Origin of the sequence: Streptomyces jumonjinensis (genome assembly GCF_009600885.1) — a bacterium.
GTDB classification, from domain to species: Bacteria; Actinomycetota; Actinomycetes; order Streptomycetales; family Streptomycetaceae; genus Streptomyces; species Streptomyces jumonjinensis.
Window position 1 is genome coordinate 1 of the sequence record NZ_VCLA01000099.1, and the last position, 16,788, is coordinate 16,788.

Below are 16,788 nucleotides of genomic sequence, written 5' to 3' on the forward strand. Positions count from 1 at the left end.
GCCTGGCCGCGCTCTCGTCGATGTACGGCTCGATATACGGCTCGATGTACGGCCTGATGTGGGCGCAGGGGCGGGGCGCCCGGGGCGTCCGGCGGCCGGTGAGGAGGCCGGTGAGGAGAGAGGGCGGGGACAGCTGTACGAAGCCCTCGGCCCGCATCGCCGCGAAACCTATCCGCGGCAGATCGCGGGCGTTGCGGAAGACGATGAACCGGGGTTCCCACCGCGGCCGGAACTTGGCGTTGAACTTGTACAGCGACTCGATCTGGAACCAGCGGGAGAGGAAGAGGAGCAGCCCGCGCCAGATCCGCAGCACCGGTCCGGCGCCGAGCCGCTCGCCGCGGGCGAGCGCCGCGCGGAACATCGCGAAGTTCAGCGAGACCCGTTCGATCCCGAGGCCGGGGGCGGCCTGGAGGGCGGCGACGATCAGCAGCTCGTTCATGCCGGGGTCGGCGGAGCGGTCGCGGCGCATCAGCTCCAGCGACATGCCGTCCGTTCCCCAGGGAACGAAGTGGATGACCGCCTTCAGGTCGCCGTGCGGGTGCTCGGCGTCCTGGGGGCCTCTCCGGTGCGCGGTGGCGATCACCGCCTCGCCGTCCGAGGGGTCCCCGATCCGCCCCAGCGCCATGGAGAAGCCGCGCTCGGTGTCGGTGCCCCGCCACTCGGCGGTGGCGCGGCGGATCCGTTCCAGTTCCTCGTCGCCGATCTCATGGGCCCGGCGGACCCGGGTGGTGTAGCCGTTGCGCTCGATCCGGTTCACCATCTGGCGCACGTTGCGCATCGCGCGCCCGGCGAGCGAGAAATCCGCGACGTCCACCACCGCCTCGTCGCCCAGCTCCAGCGCGTCGAGGCCGGTCTCCCGGGTCCAGACCTCGCCGCCGGTCTCCGAGCAGCCCATGACGGCGGGGGTCCAGGAGTGCGCCTTCGCCTCGTCCATGAAGCGCTCGATCGCGCCCGGCCATGCCTCGACGTCCCCGATCGGGTCGCCGCCGGCGAGCATCACGCCCGAGACCACCCGGTAGCAGACGGCCGCCTTGCCGCTGGGCGAGAAGACCACGCCCTTGTCCCGGCGGAGCGCGAAGTGGCCGAGCGAGTCCCGGCCGCCGTGGCGGGCGAGCAGCTCGCGCAGCCGTCTCTCGTCCTCGGCGGAGAGCCGGGCGGCCGGGTGCTCGGGCCGCAGGGCGAGCCAGATCGTGGTGACGGCGGTGAGCAGACCGAGCGAGCCCAGCGAGTAGCCGACGGTCCAGGAGGCGTTCCCGGCGTAGTCGAGGGGGCCTTCGAAGCCGAAGAGCCCGTACAGCGTGTGCTCCAGGCGGTCGGTCAGACCGGGGCTGCCCAGCACCTCGTCCGGGTGGGCGCTGACCAGGACCAGTCCGAGGCCGAGCGAGGCGGCGCCCATCACCACGAAATTGGCCAGGGCCCGCCAGCGGCTGCGCGGGTCGGGCAGCGCCGAGAACTGGGCGCGGTGGGCCAGCAGCAGCGCCAGGACGGCGAGCGAGACGATCACGCCGGTGATCGAGTGCCGGTGGACGAACTGGCCGGCCGCTCCGGCGGGCAGCAGCAGTACGGCGGCCCGCCAGGCCCGCCTCTTATGGCGTTTGAGGCCGTGGGCGAGTAGCAGCAGCAGTACGCCGGCGCTGAGCGAGAGCGCCGCCGCGAAGGGGCCGGTGGCGCCGGGAAGCACTCCGGCGACGGCGTGCGCGCGGCTGTGCCGGAAGGCGGGTACGACGCCCGCGGCGACATCGATCAGTCCGACCAGGGCGCAGGCCGTGCCGACGAGCGCGGGGACGGACTCCGGCCGGGGGCCGCGCAGCATTCGGCGTACTCGGTGCGTGCGTCGCGCCGACTCCGGAGCCGATTTGGATGTGTCCCCATCTACCGTTGCAGACATCGCTTCCCATGACTCCGCGAGAGAACTGCGCCCTTGGGCCGCGGTCGGGCAGCACCGGACGATTTGTGTTGACTAGGACGGGACTTCCCGAGGGCGGGTTTACTCGTGCACGGGAATTCCTGAGAAAGAGAGCTCATCGGACTCATGGGTCTGACCAGTGGCTATGTCTTCGCTGGGGCCGTCGCGGCGGCCGTCGGACTATTCGCGGCGACCGTCCTGCTCTGGCCCCGGCTGGCCGGGCGGACCTGGCGTGCCGTCGTCGGCCGGATCGGGCTGCTGCTGTCGACGCAGCTCGCGCTCTTCGCCTCGGTGGGGCTCGCGGCCAACAACGCCTTTCTGTTCTACGGCTCCTGGTCCGATCTCCTCGGACGGGAGGACGATCCCGGGGTGGTGGTCGACCACTCGGCCGGAGCGGACCGGGTCGAGGTCGTCGAGAGGCGTATGGCCCCGGTGGAGGGCGGCTCACGGGCCGACAGGGGCGGCCGGATCCACAAGGTCGTGGTGCGGGGCGCGCGGTCGGGGATCGACAGCCCGGCGTATGTCTATCTGCCGCCGGAGTACTTCCAGCCCGAATACCGGGAGAGATCTTTTCCGGCCACGGTCGCGCTGACCGGCTACCCCGGGACCGCGGAGAATCTGATCAAGGGACAGAAGTATCCGCAGACGGCGTTCCGCAAGGCCAGGGAGGGCGGGATGCAGCCGATGGTGCTGGTCATGCTGCGCTCCACGGTCGCGCCGCCGCGCGATACGGAGTGTGTGGACGTCCCGGGCGGGCCGCAAGCGGAAACGTTTCTCGGGGAGGATCTGCCGACCGCCGTCTCCCGGACCTACCGGGTGGGGACCGCGCCCCGGAGCTGGGGCGTCATCGGGGTCTCGACCGGCGGCTACTGCGCGCTGAAGATCGCTCTGCACCATCCGCAGCGGTACTCGGCGGGTGCGGGACTCTCCGCGTACTACCGGGCGGCGGAGGACCGTACGACCGGCGATCTCTTCCAGGGCGACCAGTCGGCCCGGGACCGCGCCGATCTGCTGTGGAGCCTGGACCGTCTGCCGCAGGGGCGGACCTCCTTCCTGGTGACCAGCTCGCGGAAGGGCGAGGACAACCTCGCGGAGACCCGGCGGTTCATCGGGAAGGTGCGACCGCCCGCGAGGGTCTCGTCGATCATCCTCGACAGCGGGGGCCACAACTTCAACACCTGGGCGCGTGAGATGCCGCCCGCACTGGAGTGGATGAGCGGGCGGCTGAGCGCTTCCTGACCGGCGGTGGGGGGGGGCTGGGGCCAGGGGCGCCGGGGGCCCGGAGGGTTCTGGAGGTTCTGGAGGCTCTGCCCTCAGACTCGGTCGGCCCTGGGGTGCGGCCCTCAGGCCCGGACGGTCCTGGGTGCGGCCCCGTGACCCTGCCGGTCCCGGGTGCGGCCCCGCGCCCCTCCCGGCCCTGGGAGCGGCCCCGCTCATCAGGCCGGGTCCGCGACGGTCGCGATCGACTCCAGGTCCACCTCCGCCCGGGGGATCGCCTGCGCGTCCGCGTCGATGGAGCGCCGCAGCGCCTCATGCAGCCTCGCCGGCGTCAGCACCCCCAGGAAGCGTCCCGTCTCCTCCTTGTCGATCACCGCGATCCAGCCGGCGTCGTGCTGGAGCATCGTGGAGAACGCCTGCTTCAGCGACGCGCCCAGCGGTAGCCAGGCGTCCATCCGGCGGGCGTACGCGCGCACCGAGCCCTTGGCGCGGGCGTCCTCGGCGGAGATCCAGCCATGCAGATCGCCCGCCCCGTCCAGGACGACGGCCCAGCGCGCGTCCAGCTCCCTGGGCAGCGGATCGTCGAGCCCCACCACGGGCGGCTGCTCCAGATCGCTCTCCTCGATCGGGGTGACCGAGAGCCGCTTGAGACCGCGGTCGGCTCCGACGAAGTCCGCGACATACGGCGTCGCCGGGGCCCCGAGCACGGCGGCCGGGGCGTCGAACTGCTCGATCCTGCCCTGCCCGTAGACGGCGATACGGTCCCCGAGGCGTACCGCCTCCTCGATGTCATGGGTGACGAAGAGCACGGTCTTGCGGACCTGGGACTGGAGCCGGAGGAACTCGTTCTGGAGGTGCTCGCGCACCACCGGGTCGACCGCGCCGAACGGTTCGTCCATCAGCAGTACGGGAGGGTCGGCCGCGAGCGCCCGGGCGACCCCGACCCGCTGGCGCTGGCCGCCGGAGAGCTGTTCGGGGTAGCGGTCGCCGTACACCGAGGGGTCGAGCCCGACCAGATCGAGCAGCTCGGCCGCGCGCGCCCGGCCCTTGGCCCGCTGCCAGCCCAGCAGCCGGGGGACGGTCGCGGTGTTCTCCAGAACCGTCTTGTGCGGGAAGAGTCCGACCTGCTGGATGACATAGCCGATACGGCGGCGCAGTCTCACCGGGTCGATCGCGGAAATGTCGTCGCCGCCGACGGATATCCGGCCGCTGCTCGGCTCGATGAGCCGGTTCACCATCTTCATCGTCGTCGTCTTGCCGCACCCGGACGGTCCGACCAGTGTGACCAGTTCGCCTTCGGCCACCTCGAACGACAGATCGTCCACCGCCGTCGTCCCGTCCGGATATCGCTTGGTCACATGCTCGAAACGGATCATGGGTCCCCATTGTGACGCGTGTCGTGTGAAAGCCGTGTTGCCGGAGTGTGGCGGTCCTCGGCGATTGTCAGTGCCCAAGGCTAAGGTCTTCAGACAGGTGTTCGGCATGGGTGGGGAGGTGGGGAATCATGAGTACGAGGCAGGCCGCGCAGAGCTGTCTGGCGGCCAATGACTGGATCTGCGGGGAGTATCTGCGGACCCGCGCACAGGAGTTGACCGATGCCACGATCGAGCATGTCTGGATCACGGCCGTATCGGTTCTGATCGGCCTCGCGGTCGCCTTTCCGCTGGCGCTCCTCGCCCGCGCCAGACCGGCCTTCGCCGGACCGGTGCTCGGGCTGACCACCCTGCTCTACACGATTCCGTCGCTGGCGATGTTCTCGCTGCTGCTGCCGGTCTTCGGACTCTCCGCGGCCCTGGTCGTCACCGGCCTGGTGCTCTATTCGCTCACCATCCTGGTGCGGAACATCATGGCCGGTCTGGCGGCCGTGCCCGCCGAGGCCCGGGAGGCCGCCCGCGGCATGGGGTACGGACCGGGCAGGCTGCTGTGGGAGGTCGAGCTGCCGCTCGCCCTGCCCGCGGTGATGGCCGGACTGCGGATGGCGACGGTCTCCACCATCGCCCTGACCACCGTCGGCGCGCTGATCGGCAAGGGCGGGCTCGGCGATCTCATCGACGACGGAGTGCAGACGACGTTCAAGGCGCAGGTGCTGACCGCGTCCGTGCTCTGTGTGCTGCTGGCCGCCGCGGCCGATCTGCTGCTCCTCGGCGCGCAGCGGCTGCTGACGCCCTGGAGCCGGATACGCAGGGCCGGGGGAGCGATCTGATGGGCGTCATGGCGGATGCCTGGACCTGGCTCACCACCGGTTCCAACTGGTCGGGGGAGGGCGGCGCCTGGCACCGGCTGGGCGAGCACATGTACGTCAGCGGGGCGGCGCTCGGGATCGCCTGCGCGATCGCCCTGCCGCTCGCGCTCTGGCTCGGCCATATCGGCAAGGGCGGCGCGCTCGCGGTCAACGTCTCCAACGCGGGCCGGGCGATCCCCGTCTTCGCCGTCCTCGCGCTCTTCATGCTCACCCCGCTCAGAACCGCGGGGTACGCGCCGACCGTCATCGCCCTGGTGCTCTTCGCCGTGCCGCCGCTGCTGACCAACGCCTATGTCGGCATGCGGGAGGTGGACCGCGCGGTGGTCGAGGCCGCCCGGGGCATGGGGATGTCCGGCGGACAGGTCTTCCGCCAGGTCGAACTGCCGCTCGCCTACCCCCTGCTGATGACCGGGATACGGTCGGCCGCCGTGCAGGTGGTCGCCACGGCCACCATCGCCTCGATGGTCGGCCAGGGCGGGCTCGGCCGCATCATCACCGCCGGCTTCAACACCTTCGACACCGCCCAGGTGGTGGCCGGCGCACTGCTCGCGGCAGGGCTGGCACTGCTGGTGGAGGGGGCGCTGGCAGCGGCCGACCGGCTGCTCGACCCCGCGCGCAGAGCGGCCCGCACGGCCGGGCGCGGCTCCGCGGCCATGCCCCGGGCCCGGGCCGCCGCATGACCTTTAGACAACCCTCTGGGACCTCTGGACGGAGAACCTGATGCGCAAGACCTCTCGTATCGTGGGAGCGGTACTGGCCGTGGTGGCCCTGACGGGCTCCCTCGCCGCGTGCGGCGGCGACAGCCTGGAGAACAAGGGGGACGGCTCCGAGGCGGGCGGCGGTTCGGGCGGCAAGGGCTCGCTGGTCATCGGCTCCGCCTCCTTCACCGAGTCCAAGGTGCTCGCCGAGCTGTACGCGCAGATCCTGGCCGACGCCGGATACCGCACCTCCATCACCACGGTGAAGAACCGTGAGCTGTACGCACCGTCCCTGGAGAAGGGCGAGATCGACGTCGTGCCGGAATACGCGGCCACCATCGCCGAATTCCTGAACGCGAAGGAGAACGGGCCGAAGGCGCCCGAGGAGAAGCCGGTCGCCTCCAGCGATGTGAAGGCCACCGTCGCCGCCCTTGCCGAACTGGCGGAACCGCGCGGTCTGAAGGTGCTCCCGGCCGGAGAGGCCGTCGACCAGAACGCGTTTGCGGTGAGCGAGGAATTCGCCCGGAAGAACGGCCTCAAGACGCTTTCCGATCTGGGGAAGTCGAAGCTCAAAGTCAAGATCGCGGCGGGGGACGAGTGCGCGGTGCGGCCGTTCTGCGCGCCCGGTCTCAAGGCGACCTATGGAATCGACGTCGTGGGAATCGACCCCAAGGGAGTGGGCACCCCCCAGTCCAAGCAGGCGGTCAGGGACGGCGTCGACCAACTGGTGCTCACCACCACCACGGACGCGGTGGTCGACGGACTGGTCTTCCTGGAGGACGACAAGAAGCTCCAGAACGCGGACAACGTGCTGCCGGTCGTCAATGCGAAGGACGCGGGCAGCGCGGAGATAGCGGATGCGCTCGGCCGTCTCACCAAGACGCTGACCACTGAGGATCTCGCCGAGTTGAACCGCAGCGTGGACGCCGAGCGCGCCAAGCCGAAGGATGTGGCGAAGGAGTATCTGGAGTCGAAGAAGCTGCTGGGGAAGTAAGACGGGGCGATGCGGGCGGCGAGGAGAGCCGAGGCCGTCGGCCGGAGTTCTCCAAGGCGTTCTCCACGCCGCTTCCGGCCGGGTGTTCGAGAGCGAGAGATTTGCCGGGCCGATATCCCCATCCGCTTCCACGCACGGTAAATTTCTGGCCATGCCACGTGGACGCCACCGCCATTCCCCGCCCCTTCACAGGCTGCTGCCGCCCACCGCGGTCGCCGGCGCGGCGGTGCTCTGCGCCGCCGGTGCGTGGCTGCTGACGGAACCCTTCGCGCTCCGGGCGCTGGTGACCGCCACGGCGGTCGCCGCGGTCACCGGTGCGGTTCTGATGCGGATGCGGGACCGCTCGGCGGGCCGTCAGGTCGCCGATCTGACCCGGGGCCGCGCCAACGACGCCTGGCGCACCGAGGAGCGCATAGCCGCGCTCGAATCGGCGCTGGAGGACTCGCGCGATCTGCGCGCCAAGGCCGACGCCAAACTCCGCGCCAAGCGGGTCGAACTGGCCGCCCTGCGCAATGAGCACGCGGATCTGCTCCGCCGGTACGCGACCGCGGAGACCGAGCGCGCCAGCGCCCTCGAAGGCCGCCGTCAACTCGCCATCGACGCGGGAGCGCCCAAGGCCCCGGCCCCGGCCGGGACCACGCCCGCCGTCTATCTGCGCGCCGCCAAGGCCCTGGAGAACCTCACCCGCGCGGGAGGCGCCACGGGGAAGCCCGATGGACCGGAACCGGGCGGGCCCCGGGCCGAGAAGGCGGACGAACCGCCGGGGAAGGGGCCGGGGAAGGGGCCGGCGGGCACCGGGGCGACCGAGGGCGACAGCCCGGCCCCCGCACTCCCCGCCCGGCGTGCCGCCACCGGAACGGCCGCCGCGATCGTCCCGTACGGACCGGGCCGGGGCGCCGACCGCTCCCGTCCCGACGGCGGCTTCGACTACTTCGGCACACAGGCCGCGCCCGGCGCACAGGCCGGGCCGGAGGCGCCGGGGCCGGCGCGGCAGGCGATCGAGGCCGTGCAGCAGGAGGACCTCGCCGATGTGGTGGGCGAGGAGGCGCTGGCCGAGCGCGGCGATCACCCCACGGACACCGCGCGCCCGGTCGGCGACGTCATCGACCTGACCGCGCACGACGAGACCGAGAAGCTCGACCTGGGAGAGCTGCGGAACGCGGTCGGCTCCTGACCGCCCGCCCTCCAGGGGCTATTTGTCGATGTCTCCGACGACGAAGAACAGCGAGCCCAGGATCGCCACCATGTCGGCCACCAGGGTGCCCGGCAGCAGTTCGGCGAGCGCCTGGATGTTGTTGTACGAAGCCGAGCGCAGCTTGAGCCGGTAGGGGGTCTTCTCGCCCTTGGAGACGAGGTAGTAGCCGTTGATCCCCAGCGGGTTCTCGGTCCAGGCGTAGGTATGGCCCTCCGGGGCCTTGAGCACCTTGGGCAGCCGCTGGTTGATCGGGCCCCGCGGGAGGTCCGCGATCCGGTCCAGACAGGCGTCCGCCAGATCGAGGGAGTTGTGCGTCTGGTCGAGCAGCACCTCGAACCGCGCGAGGCAGTCGCCCTCGGCCCGGGTGATCACCTTGAGGGTGTCCCGCAGCTCCCCGTAAGCGAGATACGGCTCGTCCCGGCGCAGATCGAAGTCGACGCCGGAGGCACGGGCGATGGGGCCGCTCACGCCGTACGCGTGCACCGCGTCGGCGGAGAGCACGCCCACGCCGCGGGTCCGGCCGCGGAAGATCTCGTTGCCGAGCACCAGGCGGTCGTAGACGTCCATCCGCGAACGCACCTCGGACACCGCGTGCCGGACCCGGCCGAGCCAGCCCGCGGGGAGGTCCTCCTTGAGACCGCCGACGCGGTTGAACATGTAGTGCATCCGGCCGCCGGACACCTCCTCCATGACCTCCTGGAGCTCTTCGCGCTCCCGGAAGGCGTGGAAGACGGGGGTGATGCCGCCCAGCTCCAGGGGGTAGGAGCCCAGGAACATCAGATGGTTGAGGACCCGGTTCAGCTCGGCGAGCAGGGTCCGGGTCCACACCGCCCGCTCGGGGACCTCCATGCCGAGCATCCGCTCCACGGCCATGACGACGCCGAGCTCGTTGGAGAAGGCGGAGAGCCAGTCATGGCGGTTGGCCAGCATGATGATCTGGCGGTAGTCGCGGGCCTCGAAGAGCTTCTCGGCGCCCCGGTGCATATAGCCGATGACGGGTTCGGCGTGCTGGATGATCTCGCCGTCGAGGACGAGACGGAGGCGGAGGACGCCGTGGGTGGAGGGGTGCTGGGGGCCGATGTTGAGCACCATGTCGGTGCTTTCCGCGGCGCCGCCGATGCCGAACGTGGTCTCCGTCATGCGGCCAGTATCCCCCGACCGGGTCACGGGCCGGGACCGGTGCCTCGCCTCCCCGCGCACGGGGTCGCTACCGGGGCACCATGATCATGGCGGAGCGACCGGAGCGGCCGGAGCGGCCGGACGTGCGCTCACGGGACGCGCGGCACCTGCGGGACCCGCACCACCCGTGGGACCCGCGCTCGCCGGCCGGGTGCCCACTGGTGGACCCGCCCCGTCCCGTCCCGCCCCGTCCAGGAAGCCCCCGGCCCCCGGTGACTCACACCCGCTGCCGGAGCCAGAGGAAGTCGCCGAGCCCGCCGCGGGCCATCAGCTCCGCCGCCTCACCCGCCGCCGCCAGGGCGCGCACATATCCCGCCGGGTCCGCCGACGCCAGGGAGAGCGCCGGGCGGGCGGCGGACAGCCCCAGGGCGGCCAGAGCCTCCCGCTGGGTCGTCAGCTCCGCCGGGCCCGCCCCCGACCCCGCCAGGGCGGCGGCCCCGGCCGCCGCGCACGCGTCCAGGGCGACATGCGAGGTCAGATCGGAGCCGCCGTCCGGCACCGGGCCGACCTCCCGCCCGGCGCGGAACCCCGTCAGCGTCCCGAACGGCGGACGGGCCCCCGCCAGATGCCCGTAGTCCACCGCCACCGCCAGCCCCGCCCGGAGGGTGCCGACCGCAGCCGCCCACGCCTCGTCCCGGGTCCGGCCGATCTCGGCCCGGGCCCCCGGCTCGGTCAGCGGCCACCACCGGGCGAGCCACTCCGCGTCCGCACCCGTGACCGGCGTGCCCAGCAGCTCCGTACCGTCCGGGCGGACCAGGACCCGGCGTACCGTTCCCTCCCCGTCCGCCTCCGCGACGTCCGCCGGCACATTGTCGAGCCACTCATTGGCGAAGAGCAGCCCGCTGACCCCCGCCGGCGGCTCCGCGCACCACTCGATGCGCGGATCCAGGCCGTCCGGACGGGGCGCCGCGCGCTCGACGGCGTACGCCCGTACCGGGAGACCGGGCGGCAGCGCCGCCAGCACCCCCGTCAGCAGCTCCCCCCGCCCCGCGCCCATGTCCACGATCACCGGCTCCCCGCCGCCGAGCTCCCCCGCCGTGGTCAGCAGCAGCCGCGCGACCGCCGCCGCGAAGAGCGGCGAGGCGTGCACCGACGTACGGAAGTGCCCCGCCGGGCCCTCGGGCCGCCGGTAGAAGCCCCCGGGCCCGTACAACGCGGCCTCAGTGGCTTCCCGCCAGCCGAGTCCTTCACACGTTCCGCCCGCCCAGTCGTCCGTCATGCGCTCAAGTCTCCACCTTGCGGAGTACGCCTCCGGCCTCCGGATCGCTCTGACGGTTGACCCGTACACCTGTCAGTTTTCCCTACGCTGGGTTACGTGCAGCGCGTCTATGACTTTCTCCGCAGACACCCCACGGGCGTCGACGCCTTCTGGGGTGTCGTCCTGCTGGTGGTCTCCCTGGTGTCGCTGGCATCATCCGCGCCGGGCCCGGGCCCCGACTGGATCGAGATCCCGGTGGCCGTCGGGCTGAGCGGGGTCATGGCGCTGCGCCGCCGGTTCCCGGAGCAGATGCTCATCGCCACGGTGGCGCTCGGCGTCGTCCAGATCGTCGCGGACGTCCACGTCCTCCCGGGCGACTTCGTGATGCTGGTGATCGTCTACACCGTCGCCGCCCGGGACACCCCCCGCTGGGCACGCCGGCTGGCGCTGGCCGGAGGGCTTGTGGCGGGCCCGCTGTCGATGCTGCTCTGGCCGCCCGAGGAGCAGGTCAGCGTCACCGCCAGGGTCTTCTTCACCATCGTGATGACCGTGCCCTTCGTGCTCGCCTGGGTGCTCGGCGACTCGATGCGGACCCGCCGGGCGTACTTCGCGCAGCTGGAGGAGCGCGCCATGCGGCTGGAACGGGAGCGCGAGGCGCAGTCCAAGGTCGCGGTCGCGGCCGAGCGCGCCAGGATCGCCCGTGAGCTGCATGACGTCGTCGCCCACAACGTCTCCGTGATGGTGGTGCAGGCGGACGGCGCCGCCTATGTCCTCGACGCCGCGCCCGACCAGGCCAAGCAGGCGCTGGAGACCATCTCGACCACCGGCCGGCAGGCGCTGGCGGAGATGCGCCGGCTCCTCGGGGTGCTGCGGACCGGTGACGACCCGGAGAGCGGGGAGTACGTTCCGCAGCCCGATGTGCAGCAGATCGAGGACCTGGTCGAACAGGTGCGGAGGTCGGGGCTGACCGTCGACTTCCGGATCGAGGGGACGCCGCGACCGCTGCCGAGCGGCGTCGAGCTGACCGCGTACCGCATCGTGCAGGAAGCGCTCACCAACAGCCGTAAGCACGGTGGGCCGGAGGTCGGCGCGAGCGTACGGCTGGTGTATTTCGACGACGGGCTCGGACTGCTGGTGGAGGACGACGGCCGGGGCTCGTCCCATGAGCTGTACGAGGACGGGGGCGTCGACGGCCAGGGGCACGGGCTCATCGGGATGCGGGAGCGCGTCGGTATGGTCGGCGGCACGCTCGACGCCGGGCCGCGGCCCGGCGGAGGGTTCCGTATCAGCGCTCTGCTCCCGCTCAAACCCGCCTAGCCCGCCTGGCCCGCTCCTCCCCGCCCGAACCCTTCTCCGAAGATTGAGGATCAGCTGACATGTCCATCCGTGTGATGCTCGTGGACGACCAGGTGCTGCTGCGCACCGGATTCCGGATGGTGCTCGCCGCCCAGCCCGACATGGAGGTCGTCGCGGAGGCGGGCGACGGCGCGGAGGCGATCGGAATCCTGCGCTCCACGGCTGTGGACGTCGTGCTGATGGACGTCCGGATGCCCCGGCTCGACGGTGTGGAGGCGACCCGGCGGATCTGCGCCGAGCCGAACGCGCCGAAGGTGCTGATCCTGACGACCTTCGATCTCGACGAGTACGCCTTCTCCGGGCTGAAGGCGGGCGCCAGCGGCTTCATGCTCAAGGACGTGCCCCCCGGCGAGCTGCTGGCCGCGATCCGCTCGGTGCACAGCGGTGACGCGGTCGTCGCCCCGTCCACCACCCGCCGGCTGCTCGACCGCTTCTCCCCGATGCTGCCGAGCGCGGGGAGCGAGCCCACGAACAAGGCGGTGGACCGGCTGACCGAGCGGGAGCGCGAGGTGATGCTGCTGGTCGCGCAGGGCCTGTCGAACGGCGAGATCGCGGCCCGGCTCGTGCTGTCCGAGGCCACGGTGAAGACGCATGTGGGGCGCATCCTGACCAAGCTGAATCTGCGCGACCGGGTGCAGGTGGTGGTGCTGGCGTACGAGACCGGGCTGGTGCGGGCGGGCGGCGGCCCGGGGAAGTGACGCCGTAGGGTCGGCCCCATGCTTCTCTGGCTCAATGGCCCCTTCGGGGGCGGGAAAACCCAGACCGCGTACGAACTGCGCAGACGGCTCCCCGGCAGTTTCGTCTGCGACCCCGAGGAGATCGGCTTCGGACTGCACCGGACCCTCCCGCCCCGGCTGCGCGGCGACTTCCAGGACCTTCCGGCCTGGCGGCAGGGGGTCTTCGAGTCGCTCGATCTGACCTTGCGGAGCCATCAGGGCGTGGTGATCGCGCCCATGACGGTGGTGGAGCCGGCGTACTTCGACGAGACGGTCGGGCGGCTGCGGGAGGCCGGTCACCGGGTGTGCCACTTCGCGCTGCTCGCGGAGCGCGAGACGGTGCTGAGACGGCTGCGGGAGCGGGGTCTCGGCCTTGGCCTCAGGCTGGAGAGCTTCGCCGTGAGCAAGCTGGACCACTGTCTGGAGCGGCTCGCGGACCCCGTCTTCGCGGAGCATCTCCACACCGACCGGATCCCGGTGCCCGCCGTCGCCGACCGGATCGCGGCGTCGGCCGGGCTGCGGCTCGCGCCCAACACGGACGGGCCGGTGCGGCACCGGCTCCGCAGGGCATGGACGGGGGTCCGGCAGGTGCGGCTGGGCTGAGCCCCGGCGCGGTGTCCGCGTCTGAGCCCCGGCGCCGGCGTCGACGCCCGTTCCGGCTCAGCGCAGCACGGTGCCCGGCTCAGCGCAGCACGGTCTCCAGGAAGTCGCTGCCCAGCCGGGCGACGGAGGAGACGTCCAGCTGGTGCAGCACATAGCGACCGCGCCGGCGGGTGGAGATCAGCCCGGCCTTCTTGAGCACCGACAGATGACGGGAGACCTCGGGCGCGGTGATGCTGTAGGTGTCGGCGAGTTCGCTGGTCGTGTACGGGGAGCGGGCCAGCATCCGGCAGAGCCGCATCCGCATCGGGTGGGCCAGGGCCTCCATCCGCAGCGTCAGCAGCTCGACGGAGGCGGGGCCGGGGAGCGCGGGCGAGCCGACCGGGTAGTGGATCACCGGCCGCCAGCCCGGGGCGTGCAGCACCATCAGATGCGGCCAGCCGTAGTGGGACGGGACGAGGGTGACGCCCGTTTCGATGGAGGGGTCGACCGCGGTCGTGCGGCCCTCGGTCATCTTGTCGGCGGAGATACGGGTGCGCTCCTCGTCCACGGTGAGCGCGGGCGAGACGGCGTGCAGCGCCTCGGCGAGCCCCTTGTGGCGCAGCAGCTCCGTCTTGTGCCGGGCGTCGGCGGCGAGCTGGGGGGCGACCCGGCGCCAGGTGTCGGCGAAGAAGGCTTCCTCGCAGTCCTCGAAGAGCCTGCGCACCCAGGCGCGCACGGCGACGGGATCCTTCAGCAGCCGCTTGGTGAAGTCCAGCTGCCCGGGGCCGCGATTGGCGGCGAGTTCCAGCGCGCGCTCGCGGCGGAGGGGGTCGCTGAGGGCGGAGGGGCCGCCGGAGGAGTAGGTGTTCGCGCAGGTGAACTCAAGGGCGGCGGAGACGAAGCGGTCGTCGTCCAGCTGGTCGAGCAGATCGAGTTCGCCGGCGAGGGTGGCGGGATGGCCGGCCTGCGGGCGGGGGAGCGCGGCGAACGGCATGAAGACATCCGAGAAGGTGGTCCGCCAGAGAAAGTCCGCTTCGCAGAGCCGGTCGGCGAGATCGGGTTTGAGCGCGGCCGACGTGGCGGTGGCCCAGCCGTGCAGCCCGGGGTGGTGGCCGGGCTCGGCGAGGGCGTGCAGGGCGACGCCGAGCTCGGCGAGGGGGGATATCTCGAAGACGATGCGCTCCGGGGGGAGGCCGCTGATGTCGATGGTCACGCTCACTCGTCCATGGTGCGGGGCGGGCGAGGGGTTCACGGCATCGGTTGACGGGGGTCGTCAATCGGGGTGACGCGGGGGTGGGGGGCGGGAGCAGCGTGGAGGCATGAACGCGATGCATCAGTACATGCTGGACAGTTATCGGACCATGCGGCGGGGCGAGCGGGTGCCGCCGCTGCCGGGGAGCGGGGACGCACGGGTGCTGCGGGAGCTGAGCGGACGGATACGGGCCGCCGCCCGGGCGCTCGCCCGCCGACCCTGACCGGGTCCGGGCCGGGGAGCCCGGCTGGGGCGGGGCGGTCGGGAGAGCCCGGCTGGGGTGCCGGGCCGCAAGGCCCCTGGGTGTGGCACCGGGGTGCCGGGCCGAGGGGCCGGGCCCCGGCGGAGCGCGGAGCGCACGGGTCCGGGCCCAGGGGGAGCCCGGCTGCGGCGGGTGGTTGGAGGTCCCGGCTGCGGTCCCGGGCAGCAAGATCCCGGCTGGGGCGGGGAGGTCCGGGCCCCGGCCCTGACCACGGAGCGCACGGGTCCGGGCCAGGGGAACCCGGGCGCGGCACCGGTGCCGGCCGTGAGAAACCCGCCCTCTCGCGAGCCCCCTCCCGCGAGCCCCCTCCCGCGAGCCCCCTCCCGCAAGCCCCCGGTCGTAAGCCCCGGCCGTAAGAGCCCCCATCCCCAGCAGGGCCCCCGACCCCCAGCCCCCCGTCAACCGATGCCGCGAAACCCGGGTCCACAGGCTGTGGACAACCCCGGGCCGGTTCCAGGGCCTGGCGTAGCATGACGGGCACATCGTCCGGTACCCGCCGCGGACTGGAACGGAAGGCCCGTACAGCGTGAACCCCACCGCCCCGCACGAACCGCTCGACCCCCGCGACCGCCCCGCCCGCCTCACCGTCGGCGTCGTCGGCGCGGGCCGCGTCGGCCCTGCGCTCGCCGCGTCGCTCCAGCTCGCCGGACACCGGCCCGTCGCCGCGTCCGGAGTCTCCGACGCCTCCCGGCGAAGGGCAGCCGAGCTGCTCCCCGGCGTCCCCCTCGTCCCGCCCGCCGAGGTCCTCGCCCGCGCCGAGCTGGTGCTGCTCACCGTCCCCGACGACGCCCTGCCCGCCCTGGTCGCGGGACTCGTCGAGACCGGCTCCGTACGCCCCGGTCAGCTGCTGGCGCACACCTCCGGACGGTACGGAGTCCAGGTCCTCGCCCCCGCCACCCGCGCGGGCGCGCTCCCGCTCGCCCTGCACCCCGCGATGACCTTCACCGGGACCAGCGTCGACGTACAGCGCCTGGCCGGCTGCTCCTTCGGCGTGACCGCCCCCGACGAGCTCCGGCTCGCGGCCGAGGCGCTCGTCATCGAGATGGGCGGGGAGCCCGAGTGGATCGCCGAGGAGGCCCGCCCGCTCTACCACGCGGCCCTCGCCCTGGGCGCGAATCACCTGGTGACCCTGGTGGCCCAGGCCATGGAGCTGCTGCGCGCCGCGGGCGTCGCCGCCCCCGACCGGATGCTCGGCCCGCTGCTCGGCGCGGCCCTCGACAACGCCCTGCGCTCCGGTGACGCGGCCCTGACCGGCCCGGTCGCCCGGGGGGACGCGGGCACCGTCGCCGCCCACGTTGCCGAGTTGCGCAAGCACGCCCCCGGCGCCGTCGCCGGATATCTCGCGATGGCCCGCACCACCGCCGACCGGGCGCTCGCCCACGGACTGCTCAAACCGGAGCTGGCCGAGGACCTCCTCGGCGTACTCGCGGAGGACGACCAGCGATGACCGCACGCCCCCCCTTCGAACTCGTACCGGACCCGGACGAGCTGGGCCACGTCCTGGACCACCACGCCGTCCCCGGCCGCACCGCCGTCGTCATGACGATGGGCGCGCTCCACCGGGGCCACGCCGCCCTGATCCGCGCCGCCCGCGACCGCGTCGGCCCGCAGGGCTTCGTGGTCGTCACCGTCTTCGTCAACCCGCTCCAGTTCGGCGCGGGAGAGGATCTGGACCGCTACCCCCGCACCCTCGACGCCGACCTCGCCACCGCCGAGGCCGCGGGCGCGGACATCGTCTTCGCGCCGTCCGCCGGGGACGTCTACCCCGGCGGGGAGCCCCAGGTCAGGATCGCCGCGGGCCCCATGGGGCAGCTGCTGGAGGGCGCCAGCCGCCCCGGCCACTTCGACGGCATGCTCACCGTCGTCGCCAAGCTCCTCCATCTCACCCGCCCCGACCTGGCGTTCTTCGGACAGAAGGACGCCCAGCAGCTCGCCCTGATCCGCCGGATGGTCCATGACCTCGACTTCCCCGTGGAGATCGTCGGCGTGG

The 16,788-nt window shown here is 72.5% G+C and carries 16 protein-coding genes; 11 read left to right on the forward strand and 5 right to left on the reverse strand.

What is annotated here, in order from left to right:
* Nucleotides 1-1,888: phosphatidylglycerol lysyltransferase domain-containing protein (locus tag FF041_RS11450; RefSeq protein WP_153522666.1), on the reverse strand; the 1,888-nt coding region annotated here is incomplete at its 3' end.
* Nucleotides 1,889-2,032: 144 nt separating this feature from the next.
* Between FF041_RS11450 and FF041_RS11455 the strand changes: the two genes are divergently transcribed.
* Nucleotides 2,033-3,145, forward strand: a complete 1,113-nt coding sequence (locus tag FF041_RS11455; RefSeq protein ID WP_153522668.1) for an alpha/beta hydrolase — start codon at nt 2,033-2,035, stop codon at nt 3,143-3,145.
* 197 nt (nt 3,146-3,342) lie between these two features.
* Here FF041_RS11455 and FF041_RS11460 read toward each other — a convergent pair whose 3' ends face one another.
* Complete coding sequence (locus FF041_RS11460; RefSeq protein WP_153522670.1) at nt 3,343-4,500, reverse strand: ABC transporter ATP-binding protein; 1,158 nt, start codon at nt 4,498-4,500, stop codon at nt 3,343-3,345.
* Between the two features lie 128 nt (nt 4,501-4,628).
* Between FF041_RS11460 and FF041_RS11465 the strand changes: the two genes are divergently transcribed.
* The 4 genes from FF041_RS11465 (at nt 4,629) to FF041_RS11480 (ending at nt 8,232) form a co-directional block, all read left to right on the forward strand.
* Complete coding sequence (locus tag FF041_RS11465; protein ID WP_153482136.1) at nt 4,629-5,327, forward strand: ABC transporter permease; 699 nt, start codon at nt 4,629-4,631, stop codon at nt 5,325-5,327.
* Nucleotides 5,327-6,046: an ABC transporter permease gene (locus FF041_RS11470; RefSeq protein ID WP_153522672.1), complete on the forward strand. Its 720-nt coding sequence runs from the start codon at nt 5,327-5,329 to the stop codon at nt 6,044-6,046. The genes FF041_RS11465 and FF041_RS11470 overlap by 1 nt, the downstream gene beginning before the upstream one ends.
* 40 nt (nt 6,047-6,086) lie before the next feature.
* On the forward strand, nt 6,087-7,058 hold the full coding sequence (locus tag FF041_RS11475; protein WP_153522674.1) for an ABC transporter substrate-binding protein: 972 nt from the start codon (nt 6,087-6,089) through the stop codon (nt 7,056-7,058).
* Nucleotides 7,059-7,209: 151 nt separating this feature from the next.
* Nucleotides 7,210-8,232: a hypothetical protein gene (locus FF041_RS11480; protein ID WP_194291993.1), complete on the forward strand. Its 1,023-nt coding sequence runs from the start codon at nt 7,210-7,212 to the stop codon at nt 8,230-8,232.
* An 18-nt stretch (nt 8,233-8,250) separates the two neighbouring features.
* Here FF041_RS11480 and FF041_RS11485 read toward each other — a convergent pair whose 3' ends face one another.
* Nucleotides 8,251-9,393: an NADH-quinone oxidoreductase subunit D gene (locus FF041_RS11485; protein WP_153522676.1), complete on the reverse strand. Its 1,143-nt coding sequence runs from the start codon at nt 9,391-9,393 to the stop codon at nt 8,251-8,253.
* 256 nt (nt 9,394-9,649) lie between these two features.
* Nucleotides 9,650-10,651, reverse strand: a complete 1,002-nt coding sequence (locus FF041_RS11490; RefSeq protein ID WP_153522678.1) for an SAM-dependent methyltransferase — start codon at nt 10,649-10,651, stop codon at nt 9,650-9,652.
* 96 nt (nt 10,652-10,747) lie between these two features.
* Between FF041_RS11490 and FF041_RS11495 the strand changes: the two genes are divergently transcribed.
* The 3 genes from FF041_RS11495 to FF041_RS11505 are packed head-to-tail and all read left to right on the forward strand — an operon-like array spanning nt 10,748 to nt 13,305.
* The gene (locus FF041_RS11495; protein ID WP_323391700.1) at nt 10,748-11,947 is read left to right on the forward strand and encodes a sensor histidine kinase; all 1,200 of its coding nucleotides are present in this window, start codon (nt 10,748-10,750) and stop codon (nt 11,945-11,947) included.
* 59 nt (nt 11,948-12,006) lie between these two features.
* Nucleotides 12,007-12,684, forward strand: a complete 678-nt coding sequence (locus tag FF041_RS11500) for a response regulator (protein ID WP_153522682.1) — start codon at nt 12,007-12,009, stop codon at nt 12,682-12,684.
* An 18-nt stretch (nt 12,685-12,702) separates the two neighbouring features.
* Entirely contained in the window at nt 12,703-13,305 is a 603-nt protein-coding gene (locus tag FF041_RS11505; protein WP_153522684.1) for an AAA family ATPase, read from the forward strand.
* A 79-nt stretch (nt 13,306-13,384) separates the two neighbouring features.
* On the opposite strand, the gene FF041_RS11510 is transcribed toward FF041_RS11505, so the two are convergent.
* A complete protein-coding gene (locus FF041_RS11510) occupies nt 13,385-14,497 on the reverse strand; it encodes a DUF5937 family protein (RefSeq protein WP_323391703.1) in 1,113 nt (370 codons plus the stop codon).
* A gap of 106 nt (nt 14,498-14,603) precedes the next feature.
* On the opposite strand from FF041_RS11510, the gene FF041_RS40045 reads away from it, so the two are divergent.
* The 3 genes from FF041_RS40045 to FF041_RS11520 form a co-directional block, all read left to right on the forward strand.
* The gene (locus tag FF041_RS40045) at nt 14,604-14,759 is read left to right on the forward strand and encodes a hypothetical protein (RefSeq protein WP_194291994.1); all 156 of its coding nucleotides are present in this window, start codon (nt 14,604-14,606) and stop codon (nt 14,757-14,759) included.
* 565 nt (nt 14,760-15,324) lie between these two features.
* Nucleotides 15,325-16,245, forward strand: a complete 921-nt coding sequence (locus tag FF041_RS11515; RefSeq protein ID WP_323371823.1) for a Rossmann-like and DUF2520 domain-containing protein — start codon at nt 15,325-15,327, stop codon at nt 16,243-16,245.
* On the forward strand, nt 16,242-16,788 hold a 547-nt coding region (locus tag FF041_RS11520; RefSeq protein ID WP_194291995.1), incomplete at its 3' end, for a 4-phosphopantoate--beta-alanine ligase. The genes FF041_RS11515 and FF041_RS11520, both read left to right, overlap by 4 nt.